This window comes from Sphingobium sp. LMA1-1-1.1 (genome assembly GCF_040676365.1).
In the GTDB taxonomy this organism is placed as follows: domain Bacteria; phylum Pseudomonadota; class Alphaproteobacteria; order Sphingomonadales; family Sphingomonadaceae; genus Sphingobium.
Genome location: NZ_JBEGHS010000012.1, coordinates 772,985 through 787,200, shown reverse-complemented (window position 1 = coordinate 787,200; position 14,216 = coordinate 772,985). Strand labels below are relative to the sequence as shown.

The following is a 14,216-nucleotide window of genomic DNA, read 5'->3' as shown; positions in this document are numbered from 1 at the left end:
AGGTTGAGCAGCGCGGCACTGGCGACATGGCGGCGCATGGGTCATTCTCCATTATAGAGTCCATGCTGAATTGTCGTCCGGAGCAGGATGCCGCGCCATAAGTAGAGTCACGCAGTCGGCATCGGCGGGACAAGGACGGCCGCGCCCTTGACCCTGCCTTCGCGCAGGCTTTGCAATGCCTGATTGGCTTGATCGAGGGGAAAGCTTTGGGTGACGATGTGCAGTTCCATGCCGCCGATCAGTTCGAAAAAGGAGGTGCCGTCTTCCCGCGTCAGGTTGGCCACCGACAGGATCTGTCTTTCCTCCCACAGGTCGGCATAAGGGAAGGAGGGGATGTCGCTCATGTGGATGCCTGCGCATATTACGCGGCCACCTTTCTTGACCGATCGCAGGGCACGGGGAACGAGTTCGCCGGCCGGGGCGAAGATCAGCGCGGCGTCGAGAAGCGCAGGCGGTTTTTCGGAGGAGCCGCCCGCCCAGGCACAGCCAAGCGAACGGGCAAAGTCCTGCCCCGCTGTGTCGCCGTCTCGGGTGAACGCGTAGACGGTACGCTGCTGATGCCGGGCGACCTGCGCCAATATGTGCGCGGCGGCGCCGAAGCCGTAGAGGCCGATGACGTTTGCCGGGCCGGCCAACCGCAATGCTCTCCACCCGATCAGGCCAGCACAGAGGAGGGGGGCGGCCTCCACGTCGGAAAAGCAATCGGGCAGGTCGAAGCAATATCGCGCGTCGGCGATCGCATGGCTCGCATAGCCCCCGTCGCGGGTGGCTCCGGTGAAGAGCGGAGCGTCGCAGAGATTTTCTCGCCCTGCCCGGCAATAGGGGCAGATGTCGCATGTGTGCCCGAGCCAGGGGACGCCCACGCGCTGGCCTATGGTGAAGCCCTCAACGTCGGTTCCCCGTGCCGCGACGCGGCCGACAATCTCATGGCCTGGTATGATGGGATAGTGGGCGGAGATTTCGCCGTCGAGGACATGCAGATCGGTCCGGCAGACACCACAGGCAGCGACTTCGATCAGCAGTTCGCCGGGTCCGGGATCGGGGATGGGGCGTTCGATCCGCCGGAGGGCAGCGCCCGGCGCGGGGATCTGCATCGCCACCATCGGCTTCACTGTACGTTGTCCGCCGAACGCAGGGAAAAACCGAACAGCATAAGCATCACGCCTTGCGATAGAGGTCTATGGCGAGCACCATGCCCAGCAGCCAGAGGCAGCTCCACGGCCACGAAACCGCCACCAGCACGGCTCTGGTGGCATAATACACGATCACGCCCTGATTCGCCGCAGAGACCTTATCGCATCGCCACCCGCTTGAGCGCTTCGGCGCAGAGGAGGTAGGCGGCGACCAGTGCTGCCGTCACCATGAGGATGCCCGGTGGAGGCGCGGAGAAACCCAACGTAGGCGCGAACGGGAGGAAAGGCAGGGCGATCGCCGTGCCGAGGTAGAGGCTGGCGCTCATTACGAGCAGGCGGTGCGGCCGTTGCCGCCACAAGGGCGATGAGTGCCGCAAAGGTCGCGATGTCGAACAGTGACGACAAGGGCCCCATGATGAGGGTGAAGTGAACGAGGCCGCGCATGTCCCATCCACGCGGCGTGGCAAGATCGCCTCCTTCTGCCCGGTCAAACGCTATGCCTGTCTGCGACAAATCATAGAGCATGTTGTTGAGCAAGATCTGGACCGGCGTCAGCGGCAGGAAGGGCAGGAACAGCGACGCGAGCGCCATCGGCAACATGCGGCATTGTCATCGTGCAGCTTGATGAGGCTTGCCTTGAGCGTAGCGTCGAGCGGCATGATCGTTCCGTCTGGCACTTGCGCCTGATCGCACAGGTCCAGGATCGTTTCTGGCGCCCCTTTGACGATCTCGATCCTGTCTCCTTCCCGCTCAGCCAACACCGATACGCGCCGTCTTTCGAAATCAAAGGGCCGTTCGTCGCCGCACATGCTGTCAGCTGGCATGAGCCGCCAGGCTTTTCCTGGCGATCCGGACGGTAGGATCGTCGGGGTCCGCGATGGTGACGAAGCCAAGTTCCCGTTCCATGCGCAGGGCCGCCTCGTGATCTGCGGACTCGATAGACTCGATCGTCTCGATCCCCTCCGCCTTCGCATAGCGCAGGACATGTTCGAACAAGGTCCAGCTGAGGCCCTTGCCCTTCATGTCGGTGCGGGTGCTGAGTGCGATCTCCGCGCGGGTGCGATCAGGATCGGTCGCGAGCATGGCGATGGCGAGGAGGTCGCCCTCCTCTCCGAAGGCGACGAAGCTGATGGTGCGGACATAATCCACGCGGGTCATCATCGCGATCTGCTCGCGGCTGACCTTGGCTACGCCCGACATGAAGCGGAAGCGCAGGTCTTCGGGCGAGACATGGTCGAAAAGGGCCGCCACGGCGGGCCCGTCGTCAGGGCGCACCGGCCGCACATGGAAGCGAAGGCCCTGCTCCGTGACGAGGTCGGACGTCCATCCTTCCGGCGGCGCGCGCAGGACAAGGCGGGATGCCGTTGCCGCCCCGGCGGTGATACGCGCCCGTGCATCAAGGGCGATGACGCCAGCCGCGCTCACGATCAGGGGGTTGATGTCCAGTTCCATCAGGTCGGGAAGGTCGACCGCCATGGCCGACACGGCGTCCAGCACATCGGCGACGCTTTCCACATCGGCTGCCGGGACGTTGCGATATCCGGCGAGCATCCGGGAGATATGCGTCCGCGCAATGAGGGCGTCAGCCTGCGCATGGTCGATCGGGAGGAGCTCGATGGCCTTGTCGTCGAGAAGTTCAGTCGCGACGCCGCCCGCGCCAGCCATGATGATGGGGCCGAAAGCCGGATCGGTGCTGAGGCCCACGATCATCTCCCTCCCGTCTTCCACATTTATCATGTCCTCGACGGCGAACCCCTGGATGCGGGCCTCGGGCAAGTCGCGGCGGATGCGCCGTTCCATCTCTCGCGCGGCGGCCACGGCAGCCCCGGCGTCTGGCAGGTCGAGCGCGACCCCGCCCACATCCGATTTGTGCGGCAGGTCGCGCGAGACGATCTTCACCGCATAGGGCGCGCTCAGCCAGCAGCAGGCCTCTTCCACGGCGTCCGCCGAAGCGGCAAAGCGCGTGGGGACGACAGGGATGCCATAGGCTTCCAGCAGCTTCTTCACCTTGATTTCGGAGAGTGTCGTGCATCCGTCCGCCTGCGCACCGGAGATGATGGCGCGGGCGGCGGCACGGTCGGCCTGCACATCGCGCGACCGGGCGGGCGCTTCCGTCAGGCTCTCGCGCAGGCGGCGAGCCTGGGCCAGATAGCCAAAGGCGCGGACGGCGTCATCGGGTGTCGAAAAGACCGGGATGCCCGCCGCCGCGAAGACGGGCCTTACCCTGTCGCTGTTAGCGTCACCGAGCCAGCAAGCCAGGACAGGCTTGCGGATGCGATCCTGCGCCGCCGCCGCGACTTCGCGGCAGATAGCCAGCGCCGTTTCCCTCGCTTCGCTGCGTGCGGTCGGGCAATTCATGAGCAGCACCGCGTCGCTCCCGCTGTCGCGCAGGATGGCTCGTACAGCAGCGGCATAGCGGCCTGGGTCCGCGTCGCCCAATATATCGACGGGATTGGCGCGCGGCGAACCTGCGGGCGTGACCTCCGCAAGGGAGGCGATCGTTTCCGGCGCCAATGACGCGAGCTGCCCATCCGCCTGCGCCAAGGCATCGACCGCCAATATGCCGGCGCCGCCGCCATTGGTCAGGATCGCCAGGCGATTGCCGGGAATTGGCTCACAGGCGCAGAGGATCTCGGCGGCGTCGAACAGTTCCGTCAGGCTGTCCACCAGCAGGATCCCGGCGCGTTCGAAGGCGGCTTTATACACATCATAGGAGCCGATCATGGCCCCTGTGTGCGAAAGGGTCGCCTGCGCGGCGAGCTGGCTTTTGCCGGCCTTGATCGCAATGATCGGCTTATGGAGCGCAGCCGCGCGAGCGGCTGCCATGAACTCGGCCGCCTCGGTGACGCCCTCCACATAGAGCAGAATGGCGTGGGTGTGCGCATCGGCCGCGAGCAGGTCGATCAGGTCGCCAAGATTTGCATCGGTCATGTCGCCTGCGGAAATGATGCCCGAAAAGCCCACCCGGCGGGTTTGCGCCCAATCAAGTACTGCGGTGATGAGCGCGCCGCTCTGCGAGATGAGGCCAAGATTGCCCGGCAGCGCCGGGGTGCAGGCGAAGGTAGCGTTGATCCGCGCATGGGGCGCCATGATGCCCAGGCAATTGGGTCCGACGATCCGCATGTCGTGCCGCTGGGCCGCGGCCCTGATCGCGTGGTGAAATGCGCTGGCATCGTGAAGGCCCGCCGACAGGATGACGGCGCAGCGGGAGCCGAGGGTTCCAAGCTCGTCGATGATGCCCGCCACGGTCGGTTCGGGCGTCATGATGACGGCAAGTTCGGGTGCGGCGGGCAGGTCCGCGAGGCTGGCGACCCATGTCGCGCCTTGTCGCGTCACCGGGTGAGGATTGACCACATGGATGCTACCTTCGAACCCGCCCGCGAGCAGATTGTCGAGGACGAGCGTGCCGATGGCGCCTTCCTCCTGCGATCCTCCGATCAGGGCGATGGTCCTGGCGTGAAGAAGCGGCGACAGATTGCGGATGGTCATGGCTGATTTCGTCCTTGGCTGGGATCGCGCGGGTACGCAGCGATCCTAGGAAGGGCGATGTCCATGGAGATATCCGTAAATGCCGCAGGGCGTCCGGCACGGTTAATGAAAAGCTACTTACGGGAAGTTGCGAATAGGGCGGCGATGCGCAGTTCGTAAAATGGCCTCATCAGCGAGGAGGCGAACATGCAGCGTTCAGGCGACATGGAAGGCGGTGCTCCACGGCACGATCCTGTCCGGGAAACGGTTCACGATCTGCGCAACCTGTTCGCTGTCATTGCTTCAATCAGGCATCTGCTGGACAAGCATCAAGACGGCCCCGAGCGGCAAACCATGCTGCGCGGGCTGGAGGAGGCGGCTGTGCGGGGCAACGAGCTCACGTCCCGGCTGCTTGCCAGGCAGAAGGCGGGACAGTGCTGCCCGGTGGATGTGGGCGCGCAGGTCGCACACGCCGCGCCCTTGCTCCACGCCATGGTGAACCACCCGGCGTCATTGGAGATCGACACGCAGATGGCCTTGCCCGACGCTCGGGTAAGCGCCGACCCGGCCGAACTGGAAGCGGTGATGCTGGAACTGGTCGCCAATGCGGTCAGGGCGGGTGCGCGGCATATCTGGCTCCGTTGCCGCAGGATCAACGACTGGATCTGGCTGGTGATTGCGGACGATGGTTCGGGCTTGCAGGCGAACGGCGCTGCGCGACCGCGACTAACCACAGTGGACGGATGCCGTGGGAACGGCTTGCAGCGGGTCGGTAGAGCAATCCGGGACATGAGAGGCAAATTATTCATTCGCGGCGGTGCCCGAGCAGGCTCGGGCACAGTGGTCGCCACGCTTTTGCCGGTGGCGCCTTCCGCCGCCAGCAAATCACGCGCCCGGCATTGGAGCGCACCCATCAACAAGGAGAGTTGCGATGAAGACCGATGGACAGTTGCAGCATGACGTGATGGACGAACTTGAGTGGGATCCCAGCGTCGATCATGCGGATATCGGCGTGGCGGTGAATGACGGGGTGGTGACCCTGTCCGGCTATGTTTCCAACTATCTGGAGAAGATGGCAGCGGAAAAGGCGACTCGGCGTGTCAGCGGGGTCAAGGCGATCGCCGAGGAGATCCAGGTGCGCTTCAAGTCCGAACCCAAGACGGCGGACCATGAAATTGCCAAGCGCATCCTCGACATGTTTTCGTGGAACGTCTCCATCCCGCACGAGAAGATCAATGTGAAGGTGGAGAAGGGCTGGGTCACGCTGTCGGGCGTTGTCGATGCCTATTATCAGAGCGATGAGGCGAGACGGGCAGCCGCCGGGGTTTCCGGCGTGACCGGCGTCAGCAACCTTGTCGAGGTGAAGAAGCTGCCCGTCAGCGCTGACATTCGGGAACGGATCGCCGCCGCCTTCAAGCGTCAGGCGGATCTCGACGCTGCTGGCGTTACGATCGCGACGGTTGGGAACACGGTACGCCTCGGCGGACGGGTGAAGGCCTGGCACGAACGCGGCGTCGCGGAGCGGGCGGCCTGGGCAGCGCCCGGCGTGACCAAGGTCGAGGACAATATCGTCGTATCAACATTCTGACCCGATCCCCCGGCGGGCGCCATTGCCTGCCGGGGTGCTCCATTGCGGGTCGGTCCCTGACGCTATTTCATTGGAGGAGCATATGTCCGTCATAGATCGCGTGCGCCAATCCGCAGACGCCATGTTTCAGGCAGCCATGACCATCGGACTGATGATCGCCATCGCGGCGATGATCCTGGCCCGAATGCCGGGATGACATCCGTTGGATAGCGAACATCTTATCATGAGGAAATCGACATGAAGAACGTGCTCTTGCTCGTCCATGATGATGCCGGTCAGGAGGCGCGCCTTCAGGCGGCGCTGGACCTGACCAGATGCCTTTCCGGCCATCTGACCTGCCTCGACGTCGTGCAGGTCCCGGTGCTGGCGGGCAGCGAATATTATCCGGACGCCGAACTGATGCTGCTTCAGGATGCGCGACAACGGGAAGAGGTCAATGCCGGACGTATCCGGGCGCGGCTACAGGCGGAAGACGTGGCCTGGAACTGGGTTGATCAAACGGGCTTCATCACGCCGCCGATACAGGACAGCGCGATGCTGGCGGACATCATCGTCCTCAATACGTCGCTCGCGGATCGCATGATGCCCGACATGATCCCAATCGTGTCAGATGCGGTGCTGAAATCAGGAAAGCCCGTATTGGCGGTTCCTGACGATAGCCGGGGCATCGACTTTGGCGGCCATGTGCTGGCCGCGTGGGATGGATCGTGCCCGGCTGCCGAAGCGTTGCGGGCGGCGGTGCCACTGCTGGCGAGCGCCGAGGGCGTGACGATCATCGAGATGGGCGAAGTCAGTGGCGAGCTTGCGGAAGATGCGGCGGCCTATCTTTCCCGACATGGCGTCAGGCCGCGGGTTGAGCATCTGGACGAGCCGGAAGGCGGCGTCGCGGCGGGACTGCTGGCCGAGATGAACAGGCGGCGGCCGGCTTTCTGCATCATGGGAGCATATGGACATTCGCGGTTGCGCGAGAGTCTGTTCGGCGGAATCACCCGGACAATGCTGGGGGAAGCGAATGTCCCGTTATTCCTGGCTCACTGAAATCCCATAATGAAAGCATCAATTGAAATGGCTTTGGGTGGAAGGCGGGGAGGCTGTCCAACCTAAAGGCGTAGATCATGGAGTCGTTTAGGTAGCGTAATGACCATCCGGGATTGCACGGACATGGCTGAAATATCATCTGTTCCATATCAAAGACTTACGAGGGAATGGATAAGTCGTGTGTTGGAATACGGCCAATGATGTTAGGGTGCGCAGGGCCTTGCCAGGCTGACGTCAAAATCCCGCATAGGGTGAGGCCATGCCGTCATGGAAAACAGCGCGTCCGCAATATTACGCCCTCGCCATTCTGGGGGTTGCTTTAGTAGCGGCGGTCCGGCTGCTTCTTGATCCATGGCTGAGCGACCGGTCGGCCTATCTGCCCTATGTCATCGCAATCCTGGGCATCGCGCTCTGGCTGGGCAAGGGACCGGCGATCCTCGCTACCCTGCTGAGCGTTGCGGCAGGGGTGGCGATTACCTATCGGTCGACGCTACAGAACCGCGACCTGATCGAGATCGCGCTGTTCGTCGTGACCGCTGCCGGCATCATCCTGATGAGCCGCCTCGTCCGCCAGTCGAACCAGCGGCTGGAGGTGGCTGAAGTCGCCGTCGAACATGGCGGCGCGGCGAACGAGCAGCTGGCGGTCGAGCTCAACCTGTTGATCGATGGCGCGCACGGGTTGGCGATCTACATGTTGGATCCGGCTGGCCGGGTGATGATCTGGAACCGGGGCGCCGAGCGGTTGAAGGGCTGGACCGAGCAGGAGGTGCTGGGCAAGCCATCTTCCCTATTCTATCCCCGCGAAGCCGTTGCGGCGGGCAAGCCCGAGGCCGATATCGAGCGTGCCTGCGCAGAAGGGCGATTCGAAGAAGAGGATTGGCGCGTCCGCAAGGACGGGTCGGAATTCCTGGCGGCGGTTAGCTGGACCGCGCTTCATGACAAAGATGGCGCGCTGCGCGGCTTTGCGAAGATCGTGTCCGACATCACCGAAAAACGGTCGGCCGAAGGCCAGCTGCGCGCCCATGAAAGCCAGCTGCGCGCGATCCTGTCCACCGTGCCGGACGCGATGGTGGTGATCGACGAGGCTGGCACGATGCTGTCGTTCAGCGCGGCCGCAGAGGCGCTGTTCGGCTATGCCGAGCTAGAGGTGCTGGGCAAGAATGTGCGCATGTTGATGCCGTCCCCTGATCGTGAACGGCATGACAGTTATATCCAGCGTTATCTGGAAACCGGTGAAAAGCGCATCATCGGCAAGGGCCGGGTCGTTTCGGGCCGGCGGGCCGACGGGTCCATATTCCCCATGGAACTATATATCGGCGAGGCGGTGCGCGGGAATGAGCGCATCTTCACCGGCTTCATCCGCGACCTTACCGAAAGGCGGGCGGTCGAAGATCATATGGCGACATTGCAGGCCGAATTGATCCATGTGACGCGGGTGAGCGCGATGGGAACGATGGCGTCGACGCTGGCCCATGAACTCAACCAGCCGATCGCCGCCGTCGCCAATTATGTCGAGGCCGTGCGCGACCAGATGGCGCAGCCACAGCAAAGCGAGTGGCCAATGATGCGAGAGGCATTGCAAGAGGCGGCGAGCGAGGCGCTGCGGGCAGGCCAGATCGTTCGCAGACTGCGGGAGTTCGTGTCGCGCGGCGAGGTGGAAAAGACGATCGAAAGCCTGCCCGAACTGGTGCAGGAGGCGTCTGCGCTGGGCCTCGCCGGCGCGCGCGAAATGGGGATCGACGTGCAGTTCGACATCGATCCGCTGGCGTCGCCCGTGCTGGTCGACAGGGTCCAGATCCAGCAAGTGCTGATCAACCTCGTTCGCAATGCGTGCGAGGCGATGGCGGACAGCGCGGTCAAGCAGCTGACCATCGCCACGCGCGCGGCCAAGGACGATCTGGTCGAAGTCATCGTGTCGGACACCGGCTGCGGCATTGCACCGGGGGTGGCGCGACAGCTTTTCACCGCATTCGTCAGCACCAAGCCCAACGGTATGGGCCTTGGCCTTTCCATATGCCGCACCATCGTCGAGGTGAATGGCGGCAAGATCTGGATGGAAAGCCGCAAGGGAAAAGGCACCGATTTCCACTTCACTCTCATTCGAGCGCAAGCCGAGGAGGCATATGACCGTGAAGAAGTTCGTTCACATCATCGATGACGAGGATGCCGTCCGGCGGTCGGCGGGCTATATGCTCAAGACGTCGGGCTATAGCGTGGAGACATGGGTGTCGGGGGTCTCCTTCCTGAAGGAAGCCAGATCGGCCGAGGAAGGCTGCATCCTGCTCGACGTTCGCATGCCCGACATGGATGGGTTGGAGGTGCAACGCGTCCTGGTGGAGCGGGGGATCGCGATGCCGGTCATCATCATGACCGGACATGGCGACATATCGATAGCGGTGCAGGCGATGAAGGCAGGCGCAATCGACTTTCTGGAGAAGCCGTTTGAAAAAGTGGTCCTGATCGATGCGATCGAGCGCGCGTTGGACCGGGTGCGCTCTGCCAAGGGGGCGACGGCCGATGCTGCGCGCGCGGAGCTGATCACCGGGGCGTTGACGGTGCGGGAGCGGGAGGTGCTGGAGGGGCTGGCGCAGGGGCTTCCCAACAAGACTATCGCCTATGACCTTGGCATTTCATCCCGGACGGTCGAGGTGCATCGCGCCAATCTGATGGCGAAGCTGCATGTCCATAGCCTGTCGGACGCCCTGCGCATCGCCTTTGCCGCAGGCATGGGCCACAAGGACCTGACTGCGATCAATACGTAAAGACTTGCGCGCGCGCGCCATGGCACCATTTTCTCATGTTGCTCACACCAGCGGCGCAAGGCGCGCCGAAATTATCCAGCCCCCCGATTTTCGTCGCCCTGTTGGACGACGATGCCGGAGCGAGGCGTTCGATGCAGCTGCTGTTGCAGGGGCGGGGTTTTCAGGTGCGTTCCTTTGCCGACCCCGAGGCGCTGGTCGCCGATGTGAAGGCGAACAACCCGGCCTGTCTGGTGACGGATTACCGGATGGCGGGATGCAATGGCCTGGAGGTGCTGGACAGGTTGCGCGCGGCGGGATGGAGCGGGCCCGCGATACTGGTCACTGCCTATGGTTCGGCCGAATTGCTGCAAAAGGCGATGGCGCATGGCTTTGGCGCTCTGATCGACAAGCCGTGCAAGGATTCGGCGCTGATAAACGCCATCAGGGACGCGACGATGGGTCAAGTAGGGAACTGACAGGTGCCGTCATGACGAACGCTGGGAAAAAGCAGGCAGCCGCGCGGCCTTTCGCCGTCATGGACCTGCTGTCGCCCCGCGAACGCGAAGTGCTGGCCGCGGTGGCAAGCGGCCATACCAACCGGGAGACCGGCAAGCTGTTGGGCATCAGCCACAGGACGGTCGAGGTCCATCGCGCCCGGTTGATGCGAAAGCTGGGCGTGCAGTCGGTGGCCCAGCTCGTTGCCCTGTATGTGCTTCACGGCCAGTCGCACGCCGGCCAAGGCAGGCCGTCGCATTGAGGCCGATCGCCTGCCCGTCTCACCGGGCGCAACCGGTCCCGGCGCTGGAGCACCTCGTATAATCCCCAATGTCGCCGGGCATGGATTGTGGGATCATGGCGGCGGGACCCCGGAATAGTGGCCCCTCTATCTTCAGCGATTGCATGCGAGGAAGATGATGACTGAGGCAAGAACCGCCCGCCATTCGACCATGGAAGCGTCCGACGAGCTGGTGCAGATGCTGCGCCGCCATGCCGAGCTGCTGCCTTCGCCCGACGAGGTGGAGGCGTTCGGAAATTTCTTCGACCGTTTCGGGGATGCGCGCGTCGTCCTGCTGGGCGAGGCGAGCCATGGCACGTCGGAATTCTACCGCGCGCGGGCGGCGATCACGCGGCGGCTGATCGAACGGCATGGCTTTGCGCTGGTGGCGGTGGAGGCGGATTGGCCCGACGCGGCGCGCATCGACGATTATGTCCGGCATCAGGCACCGCGCCCCAGAAAAGGCGATGTGTTCGTCCGCTTTCCGACATGGATGTGGCGCAACCAGGAAGTGCTGGCCTTTGCCGACTGGCTGCGTGGCCATAATCAGGGATTGGAGGCACAGCGGCAGGCGTCCTTTCACGGGCTGGACGTCTATTCCCTCAGCGAATCCATCCATGCCGTGCTGGCCTATCTGGACAAGGTCGATCCGCAGGAAGCGGAGCAGGCTCGCCGCCGATATGGATGTCTGACGCCATGGCAGGACGAACCGGCCCAATATGGCCGCACCGTCATGATGTCGGGCGGCAATGGGTGCGAGGACGGCGTCGTGGCGCAGCTTCGCGAGTTGCTCGACCAGCGGCTGGACCTGTTGAAACACGATGGCGACGCGTGGTTCGACGCCTATCAGAATGCGCGCATCGTGCGGGCGGCCGAACGCTATTACCGGGCCATGTATCGCAGCTCGACCGAGAGCTGGAATCTGCGCGACCGCCATATGTTCGAAACGCTGCAAAACCTGATCGCGCATCGCGGCAGTGGCACGAAGGCGGTCATCTGGGCGCATAACAGCCATATCGGCAACGCCGCCGCCACGGCCATGGGATGGCAGGGGGAATTCAACATCGGCCAGCTTTGCCGCCTTGCTTATGGCGATGATGCGGTGTCGATCGGGTTCGGCACCGATACGGGCCTGGTCGCGGCGGCGAGCGATTGGGGCAGCGCGATGGAAATCAAGACGGTGCGCCCGGCGCGGCCCGACAGCTATGAGCATGCCTTTCGCCGAACGGGCGTGGCGCGCTGCCTGACCGACTGGCGCGGGCGGGACAAGGCGGCATTGCGCGATGCGCTGAGCCAGCCGCTGCTGGAGCGCGCCATAGGTGTCGTTTACCGGCCCGAGACCGAGCGGCTCAGCCATTATTTCGAGGCCGTGATGGCGGAGCAGTTCGACGCGTGGGTGTGGTTCGCTCAGACGACGGCGGTGGTGCCGCTGGGCGCCGAACGGCCGCATGGCGCGCCAGAAACCTGGCCTTTTGGATTATGATCATGACAGAGCTTATCGCGAACAGACATGATGTGGTCATTGGCGCGCATCGCCTGTCGGGCTTCCTGGACGTTCCGGAAAACGCAACCGGGCTGGTGATATTTGCCCATGGCAGCGGCAGCGGGCGGCACTCGCCACGCAACCAGCATGTGGCGGCGGGCCTGAACCGTGTGGGCATGGCGACGTTGCTGGTCGACCTGCTGACGCCGGAGGAGGAACGGGACCGACGCAATGTGTTCGACGTGGGGTTGCTCGCACGGCGACTGCGCGAGGTGGCGGAATGGGCGGAGGAGGTGCCGCAGCTTGGGCCGTTGCCGCTCGGCTATTTCGGCGCGAGCACGGGCGCGGCGGCGGCGATCATCGCGGCGTCCATGCCGGGGGATCGGGCCGCGGCCATCGTGTCGCGCGGCGGGCGGCCGGACCTGGCGGGCGCGGCTGCATTGGGGGGCGTGAAGGCGCCCACGCTGCTGATCGTCGGCAGCCTGGACCAGGATGTGCTGGCGCTCAACCATGATGCCAAGACGTTGATGAAGGCACCCGCGGAACTGGTGGTGGTTCCGGGTGCCAGCCACCTGTTCGACGAGCAGGGGACGCTCGACCAGGTGATCAAGCTTGCGGCGCGCTGGTTCACCTCTCACCTGAAAGGAGCGGCGCGATGAAGCTGCCATCGATGCTGTTCCACGATCGCCGCGATGCGGGTGTACGTCTGGCAAAGGTGCTGTCCCATCTGGCCGAGGACAATCCCCTGGTGCTGGCGTTGCCGCGCGGCGGCGTGCCGGTCGCTTTCGAGGTGGCGAAGGCGCTGAGGGCGGACCTTGACCTGCTGTTCGTGCGCAAGCTGGGCGCGCAGGGATATGAAGAACTGGGCATCGGCGCGGTGGTCGACGGCGCGAACCCGCAGCTTGTGCTTAACGAGGATGTGGTGCGGCAATTGGGGCCGACGCCCGAATATGTCCGGGCCGAAATGCGCAAGCAACTGGCCGAGATCGACCGGCGGCGGCGGGCCTATCTGGGCGACCGGGAGCCGATTGCGGTGGCAGGCCGCACGGTGATCATCGTCGATGACGGGATCGCCACCGGCGGCACGGTGAAGGCGGCGCTCAAGGGACTGAGCAAGGCGCATCCCGCGCGGCTGATATTGGCGGTGCCGGTTGCGCCCGCCCATGTTGTCGCGGGGCTGCGGGAGGAGTGCGACGATGTGATATGCCTCTATGAACCCTATCCCTTTTATGCGGTGGGAGCGCATTATGTCGTCTTTGATCAGACGACTGACGAGGAAGTGGTGAGCCTGCTCAGCGAGGCGCGGGCTTTGCGGAGCGGGTAGTCGGCCTGAGGGCTGTCAGCGCAGTTCGTGCTGCATGATGCCGTTCAGGATGACCCAGAGCCACTCCATGCCGATCAGTTGGAGGACGAGGACGGCAAGGATCAGCGCTACGGCAAGGGTGGCGAGGATGAGCCGGTAGCGCATGGTACGCAACCCGTCAGGGCGTGGAGCGGCTGGTGACGACCGCCGATCCGTTGGGCTGGATCTGGATCAGGTGATAGGCCTTGTCCTCGCACTGGGCGCGCCAGACGACGGCGGGCGAGGGCGCGCCCGGCATGGGGTTGCTGCTCACGATAGTTTGGCACGGCAGGCCCGCATCGCGGATGGCGCGGAAGAAGACGGCGTCGCGGGCCTGCTTGGGCAGCACGGCGACCTCCGTAGCGTAGTTCGTCGCCGACGCATTGGGGTCGGGGGCGGGAGCCTCTGCCTTCTGGGCGGGTTTGCATGCGACCGCCAGCAGAGCCGTCGCCAGTACGGCCATCGTCCGCATCGCACCTTGTCCTTTACTGGTCATCAGCATCCCCCTTTTCCCACGCCCGCCGCGCGGGACCAATGGGGACATATACTTATGCCGGCGTGGGCAGCGCGGCGCGCGAGCTGGCCGGCGGCGCGTGGCCGAGATCATGACGGAGTAGAGGGCCTCGGCAAGCACCGCCCGAGCGGGGT

16 protein-coding genes and 1 pseudogene are annotated in these 14,216 nt (G+C 64.2%); 10 read left to right on the top strand and 7 right to left on the bottom strand.

Features of this window, described 5'->3' with window-relative positions; genetic code table 11:
- Positions 1-107: 107 nt before the first annotated feature.
- From MRBLMA1_RS10985 to MRBLMA1_RS10965, 5 genes and pseudogenes are all read right to left on the bottom strand, one after another.
- Complete coding sequence (locus tag MRBLMA1_RS10985; RefSeq protein ID WP_363736900.1) at positions 108-1,103, bottom strand: zinc-dependent alcohol dehydrogenase family protein; 996 nt, start codon at positions 1,101-1,103, stop codon at positions 108-110.
- A 188-nt stretch (positions 1,104-1,291) separates the two neighbouring features.
- A complete protein-coding gene (locus MRBLMA1_RS10980) occupies positions 1,292-1,492 on the bottom strand; it encodes a hypothetical protein (protein WP_363736910.1) in 201 nt (66 codons plus the stop codon).
- 58 nt (positions 1,493-1,550) lie between these two features.
- Positions 1,551-1,658: pseudogene (locus MRBLMA1_RS10975) on the bottom strand (hypothetical protein); the annotation flags it as partial.
- Between the two features lie 26 nt (positions 1,659-1,684).
- Positions 1,685-1,957, bottom strand: a complete 273-nt coding sequence (locus MRBLMA1_RS10970; protein ID WP_363736778.1) for a hypothetical protein — start codon at positions 1,955-1,957, stop codon at positions 1,685-1,687.
- Entirely contained in the window at positions 1,947-4,622 is a 2,676-nt protein-coding gene (locus MRBLMA1_RS10965) for a bifunctional acetate--CoA ligase family protein/GNAT family N-acetyltransferase (protein ID WP_363736777.1), read from the bottom strand. Before MRBLMA1_RS10965 ends, MRBLMA1_RS10970 begins: the two co-directional genes overlap by 11 nt.
- A 186-nt stretch (positions 4,623-4,808) precedes the next feature.
- Here MRBLMA1_RS10965 and MRBLMA1_RS10960 point away from each other — a divergent pair, with 186 nt between their 5' ends.
- The 10 genes from MRBLMA1_RS10960 to MRBLMA1_RS10915 all read left to right on the top strand — a co-directional run bounded on the left by MRBLMA1_RS10960 (position 4,809) and on the right by MRBLMA1_RS10915 (position 13,550).
- The gene (locus tag MRBLMA1_RS10960) at positions 4,809-5,561 is read left to right on the top strand and encodes a HAMP domain-containing sensor histidine kinase (protein WP_363736776.1); all 753 of its coding nucleotides are present in this window, start codon (positions 4,809-4,811) and stop codon (positions 5,559-5,561) included.
- Positions 5,533-6,189 carry a BON domain-containing protein gene (locus tag MRBLMA1_RS10955; RefSeq protein WP_363736775.1) on the top strand — a complete coding sequence of 219 codons (657 nt, stop codon included), beginning with the start codon at positions 5,533-5,535 and terminating at the stop codon, positions 6,187-6,189. Before MRBLMA1_RS10960 ends, MRBLMA1_RS10955 begins: the two co-directional genes overlap by 29 nt.
- A 237-nt stretch (positions 6,190-6,426) precedes the next feature.
- Positions 6,427-7,227, top strand: a complete 801-nt coding sequence (locus MRBLMA1_RS10950) for a universal stress protein (protein WP_363736774.1) — start codon at positions 6,427-6,429, stop codon at positions 7,225-7,227.
- 259 nt (positions 7,228-7,486) lie between these two features.
- The gene (locus tag MRBLMA1_RS10945; protein WP_363736773.1) at positions 7,487-9,385 is read left to right on the top strand and encodes a PAS domain S-box protein; all 1,899 of its coding nucleotides are present in this window, start codon (positions 7,487-7,489) and stop codon (positions 9,383-9,385) included.
- Positions 9,351-9,989 (top strand): response regulator transcription factor, encoded by a 639-nt coding sequence (locus MRBLMA1_RS10940; protein WP_363736771.1) that lies wholly within the window; start codon positions 9,351-9,353, stop codon positions 9,987-9,989. Before MRBLMA1_RS10945 ends, MRBLMA1_RS10940 begins: the two co-directional genes overlap by 35 nt.
- A gap of 35 nt (positions 9,990-10,024) precedes the next feature.
- Positions 10,025-10,444: a response regulator transcription factor gene (locus tag MRBLMA1_RS10935; RefSeq protein WP_363736769.1), complete on the top strand. Its 420-nt coding sequence runs from the start codon at positions 10,025-10,027 to the stop codon at positions 10,442-10,444.
- Between the two features lie 11 nt (positions 10,445-10,455).
- Complete coding sequence (locus tag MRBLMA1_RS10930) at positions 10,456-10,725, top strand: response regulator transcription factor (protein WP_363736767.1); 270 nt, start codon at positions 10,456-10,458, stop codon at positions 10,723-10,725.
- Positions 10,726-10,882: 157 nt separating this feature from the next.
- Complete coding sequence (locus MRBLMA1_RS10925; RefSeq protein ID WP_363736766.1) at positions 10,883-12,226, top strand: erythromycin esterase family protein; 1,344 nt, start codon at positions 10,883-10,885, stop codon at positions 12,224-12,226.
- 2 nt (positions 12,227-12,228) lie between these two features.
- Positions 12,229-12,885, top strand: coding sequence for a dienelactone hydrolase family protein (locus MRBLMA1_RS10920; RefSeq protein WP_363736764.1), 657 nt, complete (start codon positions 12,229-12,231; stop codon positions 12,883-12,885).
- Positions 12,882-13,550, top strand: coding sequence for a phosphoribosyltransferase (locus MRBLMA1_RS10915; RefSeq protein ID WP_363736762.1), 669 nt, complete (start codon positions 12,882-12,884; stop codon positions 13,548-13,550). The genes MRBLMA1_RS10920 and MRBLMA1_RS10915 overlap by 4 nt, the downstream gene beginning before the upstream one ends.
- A gap of 15 nt (positions 13,551-13,565) precedes the next feature.
- Here the strand turns inward: MRBLMA1_RS10915 and MRBLMA1_RS10910 are convergent, their stop codons facing one another.
- Together MRBLMA1_RS10910 and MRBLMA1_RS10905 are read right to left on the bottom strand one after the other, a co-directional pair.
- The gene (locus MRBLMA1_RS10910) at positions 13,566-13,694 is read right to left on the bottom strand and encodes a hypothetical protein (RefSeq protein ID WP_363736761.1); all 129 of its coding nucleotides are present in this window, start codon (positions 13,692-13,694) and stop codon (positions 13,566-13,568) included.
- A gap of 13 nt (positions 13,695-13,707) precedes the next feature.
- On the bottom strand, positions 13,708-14,064 hold the full coding sequence (locus MRBLMA1_RS10905) for a hypothetical protein (RefSeq protein WP_363736760.1): 357 nt from the start codon (positions 14,062-14,064) through the stop codon (positions 13,708-13,710).
- Positions 14,065-14,216: the final 152 nt, after the last annotated feature.